The sequence below is a fragment of the Burkholderia sp. BCC1999 genome (assembly GCF_905339975.1).
Classification (GTDB): Bacteria; Pseudomonadota; Gammaproteobacteria; order Burkholderiales; family Burkholderiaceae; genus Burkholderia.
The window spans coordinates 190,852-205,954 of sequence record NZ_CAJPHP010000007.1; the positions used below are offsets into that span (position 1 = coordinate 190,852).

The 15,103-nt window shown below is 67.6% G+C and carries 9 protein-coding genes; 7 read left to right on the forward strand and 2 right to left on the reverse strand.

The genetic code is table 11. The features are described 5' to 3' along the window. The first annotated feature begins 31 nt into the window (after positions 1-31). The 4 genes from U5809_RS12215 (at position 32) to U5809_RS12230 (ending at position 8,413) form a co-directional block, all read left to right on the forward strand. On the forward strand, positions 32-1,402 hold the full coding sequence (locus U5809_RS12215; protein WP_322086696.1) for an MdtA/MuxA family multidrug efflux RND transporter periplasmic adaptor subunit: 1,371 nt from the start codon (positions 32-34) through the stop codon (positions 1,400-1,402). 15 nt (positions 1,403-1,417) lie between these two features. Beyond that, on the forward strand, positions 1,418-4,531 hold the full coding sequence (locus U5809_RS12220; RefSeq protein WP_322086697.1) for an MdtB/MuxB family multidrug efflux RND transporter permease subunit: 3,114 nt from the start codon (positions 1,418-1,420) through the stop codon (positions 4,529-4,531). Positions 4,532-4,614: 83 nt separating this feature from the next. Further along, a complete protein-coding gene (locus U5809_RS12225) occupies positions 4,615-7,923 on the forward strand; it encodes an efflux RND transporter permease subunit (RefSeq protein WP_282507102.1) in 3,309 nt (1,102 codons plus the stop codon). Between the two features lie 106 nt (positions 7,924-8,029). Continuing rightward, the gene (locus U5809_RS12230) at positions 8,030-8,413 is read left to right on the forward strand and encodes a VOC family protein (RefSeq protein ID WP_322086698.1); all 384 of its coding nucleotides are present in this window, start codon (positions 8,030-8,032) and stop codon (positions 8,411-8,413) included. Positions 8,414-8,486: 73 nt separating this feature from the next. Here the strand turns inward: U5809_RS12230 and U5809_RS12235 are convergent, their stop codons facing one another. Continuing rightward, entirely contained in the window at positions 8,487-9,935 is a 1,449-nt protein-coding gene (locus tag U5809_RS12235) for an NYN domain-containing protein (protein WP_322086699.1), read from the reverse strand. Between the two features lie 308 nt (positions 9,936-10,243). Here U5809_RS12235 and U5809_RS12240 point away from each other — a divergent pair, with 308 nt between their 5' ends. Then, on the forward strand, positions 10,244-10,873 hold the full coding sequence (locus U5809_RS12240) for an SDR family oxidoreductase (RefSeq protein WP_322086700.1): 630 nt from the start codon (positions 10,244-10,246) through the stop codon (positions 10,871-10,873). Between the two features lie 87 nt (positions 10,874-10,960). Here U5809_RS12240 and U5809_RS12245 read toward each other — a convergent pair whose 3' ends face one another. After that, a complete protein-coding gene (locus U5809_RS12245; RefSeq protein ID WP_176046887.1) occupies positions 10,961-11,509 on the reverse strand; it encodes a peroxiredoxin in 549 nt (182 codons plus the stop codon). 278 nt (positions 11,510-11,787) lie between these two features. Between U5809_RS12245 and cdpA the strand changes: the two genes are divergently transcribed. Together cdpA and U5809_RS12255 are read left to right on the forward strand one after the other, a co-directional pair. Continuing rightward, positions 11,788-13,530 carry a cyclic di-GMP phosphodiesterase CdpA gene (gene cdpA / locus U5809_RS12250; protein WP_322086783.1) on the forward strand — a complete coding sequence of 581 codons (1,743 nt, stop codon included), beginning with the start codon at positions 11,788-11,790 and terminating at the stop codon, positions 13,528-13,530. A gap of 24 nt (positions 13,531-13,554) precedes the next feature. Further along, entirely contained in the window at positions 13,555-15,045 is a 1,491-nt protein-coding gene (locus U5809_RS12255; RefSeq protein ID WP_322086701.1) for an HDOD domain-containing protein, read from the forward strand. Positions 15,046-15,103: the final 58 nt, after the last annotated feature.

A 15,103-nucleotide genomic window follows, 5' to 3' on the forward strand; every position in this document is an offset into this window, starting at 1 on the left:
GCACGCCGCGCCGTCTTCCTGACAGATCACGATGGATAACGAACAAAAGCCCACGCCCCCTTCGAAAGAACCCGCGTCGCCCGCCGCACGGCGTCCACGCCGCACGCTGATGATCGGCACGGTCGCGGTCGTCGTCATCGGCGGCCTGCTGTGGTGGCACCCGTGGAACCGCACGCCGGCCGCGGGCGGCACGGCGAACGGCGCGAGCGCAACCGCCGGCAGCAGCGCAGGCGGCCATCGCGGCCGCGGCGGCCCCGCTGCCATGGCGAACGTTCCGCAGCCCGTGCAGGTCGCGACCGCGACGCAGGGCGAGATGCCGATCGTGCTGTCCGCACTCGGCACCGTGACGCCGCTCGCGAACGTGACGGTCAAGACGCAACTGTCGGGCTACCTGCAGTCGGTGTCGTTCCAGGAAGGCCAGATCGTCAAGAAAGGCGACGTGCTCGCGCAGATCGACCCGCGCCCGTACCAGGTATCGCTCGAGAACGCCGAAGGCACGCACGCACGCGACTCGGCACTGCTCGCGACGGCGCGCCTCGACCTGAAGCGCTACCAGACGCTGCTGTCGCAGGATTCGATCGCGGCGCAAACCGTCGATACGCAGGCGTCGCTCGTCAAGCAGTACGAAGGCGCGGTGAAGACCGACCAGGCCGCGATCGATTCCGCGAAACTGAACCTCACGTATGCGCGCATCACGGCGCCGGTGTCGGGCCGCGTCGGCCTGCGCCAGGTCGACCCGGGCAACTACGTGACGGCCGGCGACACCAACGGCCTCGTCGTGATCACGCAGCTGCAGCCTATGAGCGTGATCTTCACGACGTCGGAAGACAACCTGCCGCAGATCCTCAAGCAGGTGAACGCGGGCCAGAAGCTGTCGGTCACCGCGTACAACCGCAACAACACGGTACCGCTCGAGACGGGCTCGCTCGCGACGCTCGACAACCAGATCGACACGAGCACCGGCACGGTCAAGCTGCGCGCGAACTTCGATAACAAGGAAGGCATGCTGTTCCCGAATCAGTTCGTGAACACGCGGCTGCTCGTCGACGTGCTGCGCAACGCGACGATCGTGCCGACGTCCGCGGTGCTGACGGGCTCGATCGGCCAGTTCGTCTATGTCGTGAAACCCGACAACACGGTGACGGTGCGCAAGGTCACGATCGGCCCGGTCGACGGCGAACGCACGAGCATCGTCAGCGGCGTCGCGCTCGGCGAGCGCGTGGTGACCGACGGCTCCGACCGCCTGCGCGAAGGCGCGAAGATCTCGATTCCGGCCGACAAGCCGAAAGGCGCGTCGGGCGCGCGCGGCGCCGGTGCGGCGTCGGGCGCCTCGGCTGCATCGGGCACCGCCGGCCATCGCGGCGGACACAAGCACGGTGCGTCGCAAGCAGCGGCCCAATAACGCGCGGGCCGCTCGATGAATCCATCCCGCCTCTTCATTCTCCGGCCGGTCGGCACCGCCCTCCTGATGGCGGCGATCATGCTGGCCGGTCTCGTCGCGCTGCGCTTCCTGCCGCTCGCCGCGCTGCCCGAAGTCGACTACCCGACGATCCAGGTCCAGACCTTCTACCCGGGTGCGAGCCCGGAGGTGATGACCTCGTCGGTCACCGCACCGCTCGAGCGACAATTCGGGCAGATGCCGTCGCTGAACCAGATGTCGTCGCAAAGCTCGGCCGGCGCGTCGGTGATCACGCTGCAGTTCTCGCTCGACCTGCCGCTCGACATCGCCGAACAGGAAGTGCAGGCCGCGATCAACGCGGCCGGCAACCTGCTGCCGTCCGACCTCCCCGCCCCGCCGATCTACGCGAAGGTCAACCCGGCCGATGCGCCGGTGATCACGCTCGCCGTCAAGTCGAAGACGCTGCCGCTCACGCAAGTGCAGGACCTCGCCGACACGCGGCTCGCGATGAAGATCTCGCAGATCGCGGGCGTCGGTCTCGTCAGCCTGTCGGGCGGCAACCGGCCGGCCGTGCGGATCCAGGCGAACCCGACCGCGCTTGCGCAGTACGGGATGAACCTCGACGACCTGCGCACGACGATCTCGAACCTGAACGTGAATACGCCGAAGGGCAACTTCGACGGCCCGACGCGCGCGTACACGATCAACGCGAACGACCAGCTGACGAGCGCCGACCAGTACAACAGCGCGGTCGTCGCATACAAGAACGGCCGCCCGGTGATGCTGACCGACGTCGCGACGGTCGTCTCCGGCTCGGAGAACACCAAGCTCGGTGCGTGGGTGAATGCCGATCCCGCGATCATCCTGAACGTGCAGCGACAGCCCGGCGCGAACGTGATCCAGACGGTCGACGCAATCAAGGCGCAGTTGCCGAAGCTGCAGGAAACGCTGCCGGCCGCGCTCGACGTCGAGATCGTCACCGACCGCACGACGATGATCCGTGCGGCCGTGCGCGACGTGCAGTTCGAGTTGCTGCTCGCGGTCGGGCTCGTCGTGCTCGTGATGTACCTGTTCCTTGCGAACGTCTACGCGACGATCATCCCGAGCCTGTCGGTGCCGCTGTCGCTGATCGGCACGCTCGCGGTGATGTACATGGCCGGCTTCTCGCTGAACAACCTGTCGCTGATGGCGCTCACCATCGCGACCGGCTTCGTCGTCGACGATGCGATCGTGATGATCGAGAACATCGCACGCTACGTCGAGGAAGGCGAATCGGGGCTCGAGGCCGCGCTGAAGGGCTCGAAGCAGATCGGCTTCACGATCATCTCGCTGACGGTGTCGCTGATCGCGGTGCTGATCCCGCTGCTGTTCATGGGCGACGTGGTCGGGCGCCTGTTCCACGAATTCGCGATCACGCTCGCCGTGACGATCGTGATCTCGGCGATCGTGTCGCTCACGCTCGTGCCGATGATGTGCGCGAAGCTGCTGCGCCATTCGCCGCCGCCGGAAAGCCACCGCTTCGAGGCGCGCGTGCACCGCGCGATCGACTGGGTGATCGCGCGCTACGCGGTCGCGCTCGAATGGGTGCTGAACCGCCAGCGCTCGACGCTCGTCGTCGCGCTGCTGACGCTCGGGCTGACCGCCCTGCTCTATATCTACGTTCCGAAGGGCTTCTTCCCCGCGCAGGACACCGGCGTGATCCAGGCGATCACGCAGGCGCCGCAGTCGATCTCGTATGGCGCGATGGCCGAACGCCAGCAGGCGCTCGCGGCCGAGATCCTCAAAGATCCGAACGTCGACAGCCTCACGTCGTTCATCGGCGTCGACGGCAGCAACATCACGCTGAACAGCGGCCGCATGCTGATCAACCTGAAGGCGCGCGACGATCGTTCCGAGACCGCCGCGCAGATCATCCGCGACCTGCAGCACCGCGTGTCGAACATCACGGGCATCTCGCTGTTCATGCAGTCGGTGCAGGATCTGACGATCGATTCGACCGTCAGCCCGACGCAGTACCAGTTCATGCTGACGAGCCCGAACTCGGACGAGTTCGCGACCTGGGTACCGAAGCTCGTCGCGCGGCTGCAGCAGGAGCCGTCGCTCGCCGACGTCGCGACCGACTTGCAGAGCAACGGCCAGTCGGTGTACATCGAGATCGACCGCGCGAGCGCCGCGCGCTTCGGCATCACGCCGGCGACCGTCGACAACGCGCTGTACGACGCGTTCGGCCAGCGCATCGTGTCGACGATCTTCACGCAGTCGAACCAGTACCGCGTGATTCTCGAGTCGGAGCCGAAGGAGCAGCACTACGCGCAATCGCTGAACGACATCTACCTGCCGTCGGCGGGCGGCGGCCAGGTGCCGCTGTCGTCGATCGCATCGTTCCACGAGCGGCCGTCGCCGCTGCTGGTCGCGCACCTGTCGCAGTTCCCGTCGACGACGATCTCGTTCAACCTCGCGCAGGGCGCGTCGCTCGGCGAAGCCGTCAAGGCGATCGAGGCCGCCGAGAAGGACATCAACCTGCCCGCGTCGTTCCAGACGCGCTTCCAGGGTGCGGCGCTCGCGTTCCAGGCCTCGCTGTCCAACCAGCTGTTCCTGATCCTCGCGGCGGTGATCACGATGTACATCGTGCTCGGCGTGCTGTACGAAAGCTACATCCACCCGATCACGATCCTGTCGACGCTGCCGTCGGCCGGTGTCGGCGCGCTGCTCGCGCTGATGATCACCGGGCACGATCTCGACATCATCGGGATCATCGGCATCGTGCTGCTGATCGGTATCGTGAAGAAGAACGCGATCATGATGATCGACTTCGCGCTCGAGGCCGAACGCGTCGAAGGCAAGCCGCCGCGCGAGGCGATCTACCAGGCGTGCCTGCTGCGCTTCCGGCCGATCCTGATGACGACGCTCGCCGCGCTGCTCGGCGCGCTGCCGCTGATCGTCGGCTCCGGCGCGGGATCCGAGCTGCGCCAGCCGCTCGGGATCGCGATCGCCGGCGGCCTGATCGTGTCGCAGGTGCTGACGCTGTTTACGACGCCTGTGATCTACCTCGGCTTCGACTCGCTCGCGCGCCGCGTGCGCGGCTGGTTCGAACGCCACGGCCCTGACGCCGGCACGCGCACGGATGCGTAAATGAAACGACTCCCACGCTCACTTCGTTCGCTGCCCGCCAAGGGGGCGGTCAGCACCCTTGGGGCGGCCCAGCGAGTGCCGACATGAACCTGTCGCGCCCCTTCATCACCCGCCCCGTCGCGACGACGCTGCTCGCGATCGGCGTCGCGCTCGCGGGCCTGTTCGCATTCATCAAGCTGCCGGTGTCACCGCTGCCGCAGGTCGACTTCCCGACGATCTCGGTGCAGGCGTCGCTGCCGGGCGCGAGCCCGGAAACGGTCGCGACCAGCGTGACGAGCCCGCTGGAGCGGCACCTCGGCTCGATCGCCGACGTGTCCGAAATGACGTCGACGAGCACGGTCGGCAACGCGCGGATCATCCTGCAGTTCGGCCTGAACCGCGACATCGACGGCGCCGCGCGCGACGTGCAGGCCGCGATCAACGCGGCGCGCGCCGACCTGCCCGCCGCGCTGAAGAGCAACCCGACCTACCGCAAGGTCAACCCGGCCGATTCGCCGATCATGATCGTGTCGCTGACGTCGGAAACGTCGTCGGCCGCGAAGCTGTACGACTCGGCGTCGACGGTGCTGCAGCAGTCGCTGTCGCAGATCGACGGGATCGGCCAGGTCTCGGTGAGCGGTTCCGCGAACCCGGCCGTGCGCGTCGAGCTCGAACCGCAGGCGCTGTTCCACTACGGGATCGGCCTCGAGGACGTGCGTGCGGCGCTGGCGTCCGCGAACGCCAACGCGCCGAAGGGCGCGATCGAATTCGGTCCGCAGCGCTACCAGCTCTATACGAACGACCAGGCTTCCCAGGCGTCGCAATACCGCGACCTCGTCGTCGCCTATCGCAACGGCTCCGCCGTACGGCTGTCCGACCTGTCCGACGTCGTCGATTCGGTCGAGGACTTGCGCAACCTCGGTTTGTCGAACGGCAAGCGCGCGGTGCTCGTGATCCTCTACCGCTCGCCCGGCGCGAACATCATCGACACGATCGACCGCGTGCGCGCGGCGCTGCCGCAGCTCACCGCGTCGCTGCCGGCCGACATCACGGTCACGCCGGTGCTCGACCGCTCGACCACCATCCGCGCATCGCTGAAGGACACCGAGCACACGCTGCTGATCGCGGTGAGCCTCGTCGTGATGGTCGTGTTCCTGTTCCTGCGCAACTGGCGCGCGACGCTGATCCCGAGCGTCGCGGTGCCGATCTCGATCATCGGCACGTTCGGCGCGATGTACCTGCTCGGCTTCTCGATCGACAACCTGTCGCTGATGGCGCTGATCGTCGCGACCGGCTTCGTCGTCGACGATGCGATCGTCGTGCTCGAGAACATCTCGCGGCACATCGAGAACGGCAAGTCGCGCATGCAGGCCGCGTTCGACGGCGCGCGCGAGGTCGGCTTCACGGTGCTGTCGATGAGCATCTCGCTCGTCGCGGTGTTCCTGCCGATCCTGCTGATGGGCGGCATCGTCGGGCGCCTGTTCCGCGAGTTCGCGCTGACGCTGTCGCTCGCGATCGCCGTGTCGCTCGCGGTGTCGCTCACCGTCACGCCGATGATGTGCGCGCGCCTGCTGCCCGAGTCGCACGACCCGCGAAGCGAGGGCCGATTCGGGCGCTTTCTCGAGCGCGGCTTCTCGCGCATGCAGCGCGGCTACGAGCGCTCGCTGTCGTGGGCGCTGCGCCGGCCGCTGCTGATCCTGCTGACCCTGTTCGCAACGATCGGGCTGAACGTCTACCTGTACATCGTCGTGCCGAAGGGCTTCTTCCCGCAGCAGGACACCGGGCTGATGATCGGCGGCATCCAGGCCGACCAGTCGACGTCGTTCCAGGCGATGAAGCTGAAATTCTCCGAGATGATGCGGATCGTGCAGAGCAACCCGAACGTGAAGAGCGTCGCGGGCTTCACGGGCGGCACGCAGACCAACTCGGGCTTCATGTTCGTCACGCTGAAGGACCGCACCGAACGCAAGCTGTCGGCCGACCAGGTGATCCAGCAGCTGCGCCCGCCGCTGGCGGACGTCGCGGGTGCGCGCACGTTCCTGCAGGCCGCGCAGGACATCCGCGTCGGCGGCCGGCAGAGCAACGCGCAGTACCAGTTCACGCTGCTCGGCGATTCGAGCGCCGACCTGTACAAGTGGGGGCCGATCCTGACCGAGGCGCTGCAGAAGCGCCCGGAGCTGACCGACGTGAACTCCGACCAGCAGCAAGGCGGCCTCGAGGCGATGGTGACGATCGACCGCGCGACGGCCGCGCGCTTCGGCATCAAGCCCGCGCAGATCGACAACACGCTGTACGACGCGTTCGGCCAGCGCCAGGTCTCGACGATCTACAACCCGCTGAACCAGTACCACGTCGTGATGGAAGTCGCGCCGAAATACTGGCAGAGCCCCGAGATGCTGAACCAGGTGTGGATCAGCACGTCGGGCGGCAGCGCGAACGGCTCGCAGACCACCAACGCGGCCGCCGGCACATTTGTCGCGACATCGGCCGGCACATCGAGCGCCGGCACGGGCACGCAGAGCGCCGCGGCAATCGCGTCCGATTCCGCGCGCAACCAGGCGCTCAACGCGATCGCGGCGAGCGGCAAGTCGAGCGCGTCGTCGGGTGCATCGGTGTCGACGTCGAAGTCGACGATGATCCCGCTGTCGGCGATCGCGACGTTCGGGCCGAGCACGACGCCGCTGTCGGTCAACCACCAGGGGCTGTTCGTCGCGACGACGATCTCGTTCAACCTGCCGCCAGGCGTATCGCTGTCGCAAGCGACGCAGGTGATCTACCAGACGATGGCGCAGATCGGCGTCCCGCCGACGATCGTCGGCAGCTTCCAGGGCACCGCGCAGGCGTTCCAGCAGTCGATGAACGACCAGCCGATCCTGATCCTCGCCGCGCTGCTGGCCGTCTATATCGTGCTCGGGATCCTGTACGAGAGCTACATCCACCCGATCACGATCCTGTCGACGCTGCCGTCGGCCGGCGTCGGCGCGCTGCTTGCGCTGCTGCTGTTCAAGACCGAGTTCAGCATCATCGCGCTGATCGGCGTGATCCTGCTGATCGGTATCGTGAAGAAGAACGCGATCATGATGGTCGACTTCGCGATCGACCAGACGCGCAACAACCAGAAGTCGTCGTTCGACGCGATCCACGAGGCCTGCCTGCTGCGCTTCCGTCCGATCATGATGACGACCATGGCGGCGCTGCTGGGCGCGTTGCCGCTCGCATTCGGCAGCGGCGACGGTGCCGAGCTGCGCGCGCCGCTCGGGATCGCGATCGCCGGCGGCCTGATCGTGTCGCAGGTGCTGACGCTCTATACGACGCCGGTCGTCTACCTGTACATGGACCGGTTCCGCGTGTGGGGAGAAAAGCGTCGCAACCGCCGCGGCAATACCGGCGGGCCGGCCGTCGCCGGCGAGTAACGGGAAACGGCCGCCCTCGGCGGCCGTTTTTTCGTGCTTGAACCGCAGCGACGATCGGCTATCGTGAGTCCATACCCACCGCGATGCCCTTCGCCGGGAATCCGCCATGAACGTCCAGCTGAACCACACGATCGTCTGGTGCCGCGACAAGCGCGCGTCGAGCCGCTTCCTCACCGAACTCCTGGAATTGCCGCCGCCGACGCCGTTCGGCGCGATGCTGGTCGTCGCGCTCGACAACGGCGTGTCGCTCGATTTCTACGAACAGGCGGGGGAAATCAGCTCGCAGCATTACGCGTTCCTGCTCGACGAAGCCGGCTTCGATCGCGTGCTGGCGCGCATTCGCGAGCGCGGGCTCGCGCACTGGGCCGATCCGGCGAAGCGGCAGCCCGATGATATCTACCGCCACAACGGCGGGCGCGGCGTGTACTTCGACGATCCGGACGGCCACTTTCTCGAAGTGATGACGCGGCCGTATGCACTGACGGGCTAGTGCCGCAGGCCGGCATTGCGCCGGCCTGTATGGTGCGGATGCCGCGCTTCGGACAGCATCCGGCCGGCTGCCGTTACTCGGCAGCCGCCGCCGTCTTGCGCGGACGACGCGCGCGCGGTGCGGCCTTGCGGGCCGGCTTCTTCTTGGCAGCGGCCGGCACTTCGGCAGCGGCTTCGGCATGTGCTTCGACCGGCGCCGTGTCGTGCGACGGCTGCGCGGCAGCAATCTCGCCACCGCGCTCGGCGGCCGCCGTCCCGGCATGCGTCACGTCCACGTGCGGCGCATCGCCCCGCTCCGCGTCGCGATGCGTGTCGTCGGCATGCTTGCCGTGCGCATGCTTGTCGGCGCCGTGCTTCGCCCCGCCGGCGCTCTTCGCAGCGGCGCCCTTCTTCGTGCCGGTCTTCTTCGCAGCGCTCTTGCGCGCACGCTTGCGGCCATCGTTCGCTTCGCCGCGCGCCTCGGTCGCCTGCGACGCCTCGGCCACTTCGATCGTTTCGGCAGGCGCAACCGGCTCGACGTCGGCAACATCGGCCATCTCCACCGTTTCAGCGTCGACCTGCACGCTTTCGTGCACGACCGCTTCCGCCCGCTGCTCGCGACGTTGCGCATGGCGCCCGGCCCGCGCCGGCTCCGCCGCCCGCGTGCCGTGGTGCGCGCCACCGTCACCGGCCGGCGCGACATGCTCGACGGCCGCCGGCTGGCGGGCCCGCGACACGAACGCGCCCGACTTGTCGTCACGCCCCACTTCGAGCAGGCCGCGCGCCTGCGCTTCGTCGAGCAGGTTGCCGAACGCGCGGAACCCGTAATACGACTCGTTGAAATCCGGTTTGCGGCGCTTGATCGCGCTCTTGAGCACCGACGCCCAGATCTTGCCGACGTCGTCGCGCTCCGACGCGAGCGCATCGAACGTCTCGACCGCCAGCGCGATCGCCTCGGCCTTGCGCGCGTCCAGGTCGTGCTTGCGCGACGACGGCTCGTCCGGCCGCTTCGCGCCGCCATTGCCCGCACGCTGCTGCTGTTCGCGCTTCGCGAGCGCGCGCTGCTGCTCGCGCACCAGGTCGTCGTAGAAGATGAATTCGTCGCAGTTCGCGACCAGCAGGTCCGACGTCGATTTCTTCACGCCGACGCCGATCACCTTCTTCGCGTTCTCGCGCAGCTTCGACACGAGCGGCGAAAAATCCGAGTCGCCGCTGATGATCACGAACGTATCGACGTGCGACTTCGTATAGCAGAGGTCGAGGGCGTCGACGACGAGCCGGATGTCGGCCGAATTCTTGCCCGACTGGCGCACGTGCGGGATCTCGATCAGCTCGAAGCTCGCCTCGTGCATCGACGCCTTGAAGCCCTTGTAGCGATCCCAGTCGCAATAGGCCTTCTTCACGACGATGCTGCCCTTCAGCAGCAGGCGCTCCAGCACGGGCTTGATGTCGAATTTCTCGTACTTCGCGTCGCGCACGCCGAGCGCGACGTTCTCGAAGTCGCAGAACACGGCCATGCTGACGTTGTCCAGGGGTAATGCCATGTGTACTCCAACCGGTGGGCCGACGCGTTGTATGACGGTGCGGCGAAAAAAGCATCGCGCACATGATAGCCGGTCGGCGCGTCATTCCCGCATTCGTGTACATGAATGAACGCCCGAACGCCAGTCGAGGCGCCGCAGATCGCAGGCCTGCGCGGGAAGGCCCGATGCCGGTACGCCCGCGCCGATATGCCCGATGCCGGTACGCCCCTTAATACGCACCCGCCGCCGGGGCAAATCGACATTACACTTGAGTTATCGGTCGTCCGTCCCTATCTGGACGGATGACGCATCGAGCAAGGAGCGGTTTCATGACGACGAAGGTACTGCTGATTGGCGCGACCGGTCGAACGGGCCAGGCCTGCGCGGATCTGCTGCTCAAGCAGCCGGAGTTCGAGGTCACGGCGCTCGTGCGCCGGCACGGCTATGCGCTGGCGGGCGCACGGGTCATCGAGGCCGATCTGACGAACGATTTCTCGCACGCATTCCAGGGCATCACGCACGTGATCTACGCGGCCGGCTCGGCCGAATCGGACGGCGCGGCCGAAGAGGAACAGGTCGACCGCGATGCGGTGGCCCGCGCCGCCGAATACACGCTGGCCTACAACGCGCAGAAGCTCGTGGTGATCAGTTCGCTGTCGGCCTACCGGCCCGAACAGGCGCCGGATGCGCTGCGCCACTATTCGCAGATGAAGCGCGAAGGCGACGACGGCGTGACCGCGTCGGGCGTCGACTACGTGATCCTGCGCCCGGGCCCGCTGACGGACGATCCGGGCGTCGGCAAGATCGCGCTGACCGACGCGTGGCTCGACCCTGCGCCGCCGGTATCGCGCCAGGACGTCGCGTGGGCCGCGATCGAGGCGATCAAGCTCGGCATCTCGCGCAAGATCGTCGGCTTCGTCGGCGGCAGCGTGCCGATCGAGCAGGCCTTGCGCGCGTAGCCACCGGTCGCGCGCCGCCGCCCGGCGGCGCGTGTTGCCGTGCCCGCGGCCCGCACGACGGGCCGCGTCGTCGCCCCCGGTGTGCGCTTACTGCTTCGGATGCGCGTCGGCCCACGCCTTCACGGCGGCGAGCGTGTTCTCGACGTGCTTGTCGGGCGACAGGCTCGTGTATTCGTACAGAATCTTCCCTTCCGGCGAGATCACGTACGACACGCGATTCGCGCGGTCGAGCGCCGGCAGTTTCGCGTCGTATTCACGGATGATCTTCGCGTCCGGATCGGCCGCGACCGGGAACTTGCTCCGGCACTCGCTCACCGAGAACTTCGTCAGCGTGTCGATATTGTCGGCCGATACGCCGATCACCGTCGCGCCGTAAGCCTTGTAACGGTCGACCGCATCCGCGAACGCGTGCGCCTCGATCGTGCAACCCTTCGTGAACGCGGCCGGGTAGAAATACAGCACGACCGGCCCCTGCTTCAGCGCATCGGCGAGCGAGTACGTGTAAGTCTTGCCGCCCAGCGACGCCTGCGTCGTGAAGTCCGGCGCCGCGGCGCCCGGCTTCAGTTCCGCCTGCGCCATCAGCGCATGGCCGGCCACCAGCGCCGCCACGGCGCCCAGCAACAGTTTTCGCTTCATCTGCGTCCTCATTTCTTATAAAGTCAGCCTCAATGTAGGCCACGCCGGCGTTCGACTGCCGAACATCCGGTTTGCGATCCGGACCAGCGGCCGCGCCATTCGCGGCCGGCCCGTTAAAGATTCCGCACAATCTGCCGTTATTCCTTGCGGACAACCGGTTCCAGCCCTTCACGTCAGCGAGAAACATGGAAGCCAACAGGAAACAGACGTCACGCAAGGGCTCCTGGCGCAGCGCCTTGCATACGCTGCGCCGCTTCGCCTGGTCGGGCGGCGCGCTGATGCCCGCGCGCGCCGGCGCGCCGCGCCGCGACGACTCCGTGCGCAACTGGCTGGAACAGACGGTCGGCACGGTGGACTTCCTCGCCCATGTCGACCGAGAGCTGCGCTTTCTGTACGTGTCGGACGCGAGCCTGCGCTTCATCGGCTACCACCGCGACTACCTGCATACGCTGACGCTGCGCGACCTGATCGCCGAACAGGATACCTCGGCGCTCGAAGGCCTGCTTGCGCGCGCGGCGCGCTCCGGCCAGGTCGAGAAGGCGACGATGTGCATCGTGAAGTCGCTCACCTATCCGCTGGACGTCGAGGTCCGCGCGTTCAAGAGCCGCCACCACGGTGTCGACGGTTTCGCGATCGCGGCATTCGACGTGTCGTCGTGGCGCGCGCTCGAGGCGAAGCTGACGTACGAAATGCACCATGACCCGATGACGGGGCTCGACAACCTGTCCGCGCTCGTGCCGGCGCTGATGCGCGCGCAGCAGGCCGCCGACGAGGACGGCACCTGCGCGGCGCTGCTGCTGCTCGACCTCGACGACTACCAGCGGATCAACCGCGCGCTCGGCTACGACGCGGGCGACACGCTGCTGCGCGAGACCGCGCAGCGGCTGAAGGCGCTCGTCACGCCGAACGAGCGACTCGCACGCGTCGCGAGCGACAAGTTCGCGGTCGTGCTCGGCGCATCCGACCGCACGCAGGCGAGCCATGCCGCCGACGCGCTCGCGCGCCGGCTGCAGGCCGCGGTGCGCGAGCCCTACGTGTACCAGGGGCAGACCGTGCACTTGTCCGCGAGCATCGGCATCGCGCTGTATCCGGACGAACGGGCCGCGCCGCATCGCGCGCAACATCACAGCCCGCTGCTGCGCCGCGCCGACCACGCGCTCGCGCAGGCGAAGGCATCGGGCGGCAACGCGCTCGCGTTCCATGCGCCGGTCGACGATCCGGCCGACGCCGAACGCCTGAAGCTCGAAGCCGACCTGTACGACGGCGTGCGCAACGGCGAGTTCTCGCTCCATTTCCAGCCGATCACGCGCAGCCAGTCGGGCGCGGTGGTCGGCGTCGAGGCGCTGATCCGCTGGCGCCATCCGGTACACGGCCTCGTGCCGCCGGCGACCTTCATTCCGCTCGCCGAATCGATCGGCCTGATCAACTACCTCGGCAACTGGGTGCTCAAGGCCGCGTGCATGCAGCTCGTCGCCTGGGACCGCCAGGGGCTCGCGCTGCAGTACGTGGCCGTCAACGTGTCGCCGCAGCAGTTCCGCGACCCGCGCTTCACGCAGAGCGTGCGCGAGGCAATCGCGCTGACGGGCATCGACCCGCGCCGCATCGTGCTCGAAATCACCGAAAGCCTGCTGATGCACGATCCCGCCCATGCGAAAGTGCTGCTCGAGGAGCTGACCGATCTCGGCATCCGCTTCGCGATCGACGATTTCGGCACCGGCTATTCGAGCCTCGCCTACCTGCAGCGCTTCCCGCTCGCGAAGCTGAAGATCGATCGCAGCTTCGTCGAGAACCTGCTGACGTCGCGCAACGACCGCGCGATCGTGTCGGCAGTGGTCGGCCTCGCGCAGACACTCGATCTCGAACTCGTCGCCGAAGGCGTCGAGACCGAGGCGCAGCGCGAACTGCTGACGGAGATGGGCTGCAATCACATCCAGGGCTGGCTCGTCTGCCAGGCGCTGCCGTCCGAGGAGCTCGCGCGGCGCTTCGAGGCGCAGCAACTGCACCTGCACGCCGCCGCCTGACGCGCGCGGCGAACCGGACACCGTATGTCAATCACCGAACACATGCCTCGCACGGCCTTGCTGGACAAGCTGTGGGCCCGGATGAACGAACGGGGCGACTTCCCGCTGCTGTCGGAATCGCTGCGCGCAACGATGGCCGCGATGAAGAACGACGACCTCGATTTCACCGCGCTCGTGCGCGTCGTGCTGTCGGACTTCGCGCTCACGCAGAAAGTGCTGCGGCTCGCGAACTCCGCGATGTACATGGCATTCGGCGGCAACATCACGACCGTGACCCGCGCGCTGATGGTGCTCGGCATGGACGCCGTCGGCCATCTGGTCGTCGGGCTGAAGCTCGTCGACCATTTCCACCACAGCACGCCGCGGCGCATCGACGCGAAGCTCGAATTGAACCGTGCGCTGCTGTCCGGCTGCGTCGCGCGCAAGCTCACCGAGCGCGCCGACCTGCGCGCGGGCGAGGAAGCCGTCGTCTGCACGCTGATGCGCCAGGTCGGCAAGCTGCTCGTGGTCTGCTATCTCGACAGCGAATGGGACAAGATCCGCCGCCGCGCGGCCGAGATGCACGGCGACGAATCGGGCGCCTGCTTCGAGGTGCTCGGCGTCGGCTTCGACGAGATCGGGCTCGAGGCAGCGACGCGCTGGCGGCTGCCCGACATGATCCGGGACGGCATCGCCGACGATCACCACCACGTGAACCGCGTCGACGCGTTCGGCCGCGAACTCGCCGCCGACGAGGACATGCTCGAACGCGTGAACTGGCTGCGCGCGGTGAGCCGCTGCTCGACCGACGTCGCGAGTGCGCTCGCGATGCCCGACGGTCCGCAGCGCGATACGCATATCACGGCGCTCGCGCAGCACTATGCGCTGGCGCTCGATACGGAACCCGACGCGCTCGTCGAGATCGCCGACCGGCTCGCTCACGAGGAAGCCAGCGACACCGTGATGCGCGAGATCGTCGAGCTGCGCGCGAACGCCGATGCGATCGCGCGCGCGCAGGCCGAGCCCGAGGCCTGCCTCGAAGCCGGCCTCGCCGACCTGCGGGCGCTGCCGTCCGAGCACGTGCTGACGCCGGTGCTCGCACTGGCGTCGGAAAGCCTGCTGGCGAGCCTCGCGTTCACGCGCACCGTCACGTTCGTCCGGCACGACGACGGCACGTTCGCCGCGCGCCTGGGCTTCGGTCCCGGCGTCGACGCGGCGCTCTACCGGCTGCGCTTCGACGAGCGCTTCGAGCCGGACGTGTTCCATCTCGCGATCACCAATTCGGTCGGCATCTTCATCGAGCAGGCACAGGAACCGAAGATGCTCAAGCGCCTGCCCGCGTGGTATCTCGACGTGTTCGACGATACGCGCGCGTTCGTGCTGCTGCCGGTGCGCGTCAATGCGACGACGGTCGCGCTGCTGTACGGCGACTGGGCGGGCGCGCAGCCGGCCCGCAAGATCTCGCAACAGGAAATGAGCATCCTCAACGAGCTTGCGCGCGAACTGGGGCGGTTCTTTCCCGCGCAGCACGGCTGAACGCCGGCCGGCCCGCGCCGTTCCCGATCCGCAAAAGCAAACCGGCCGCATCAGCGGC

Bases quoted from the DNA above. Each gene is read 5' to 3' on its own strand.
- U5809_RS12215 (WP_322086696.1), top strand. From the start codon at position 32: ATGGATAACGAACAAAAGCCCACGCCCCCTTCGAAAGAACCCGCGTCG.
- U5809_RS12220 (WP_322086697.1), top strand. From the start codon at position 1,418: ATGAATCCATCCCGCCTCTTCATTCTCCGGCCGGTCGGCACCGCCCTC.
- U5809_RS12225 (WP_282507102.1), top strand. From the start codon at position 4,615: ATGAACCTGTCGCGCCCCTTCATCACCCGCCCCGTCGCGACGACGCTG.
- U5809_RS12230 (WP_322086698.1), top strand. From the start codon at position 8,030: ATGAACGTCCAGCTGAACCACACGATCGTCTGGTGCCGCGACAAGCGC.
- U5809_RS12235 (WP_322086699.1), bottom strand. From the start codon at position 9,935: ATGGCATTACCCCTGGACAACGTCAGCATGGCCGTGTTCTGCGACTTC.
- U5809_RS12240 (WP_322086700.1), top strand. From the start codon at position 10,244: ATGACGACGAAGGTACTGCTGATTGGCGCGACCGGTCGAACGGGCCAG.
- U5809_RS12245 (WP_176046887.1), bottom strand. From the start codon at position 11,509: ATGAAGCGAAAACTGTTGCTGGGCGCCGTGGCGGCGCTGGTGGCCGGC.
- cdpA (WP_322086783.1), top strand. From the start codon at position 11,788: ATGCCCGCGCGCGCCGGCGCGCCGCGCCGCGACGACTCCGTGCGCAAC.
- U5809_RS12255 (WP_322086701.1), top strand. From the start codon at position 13,555: ATGTCAATCACCGAACACATGCCTCGCACGGCCTTGCTGGACAAGCTG.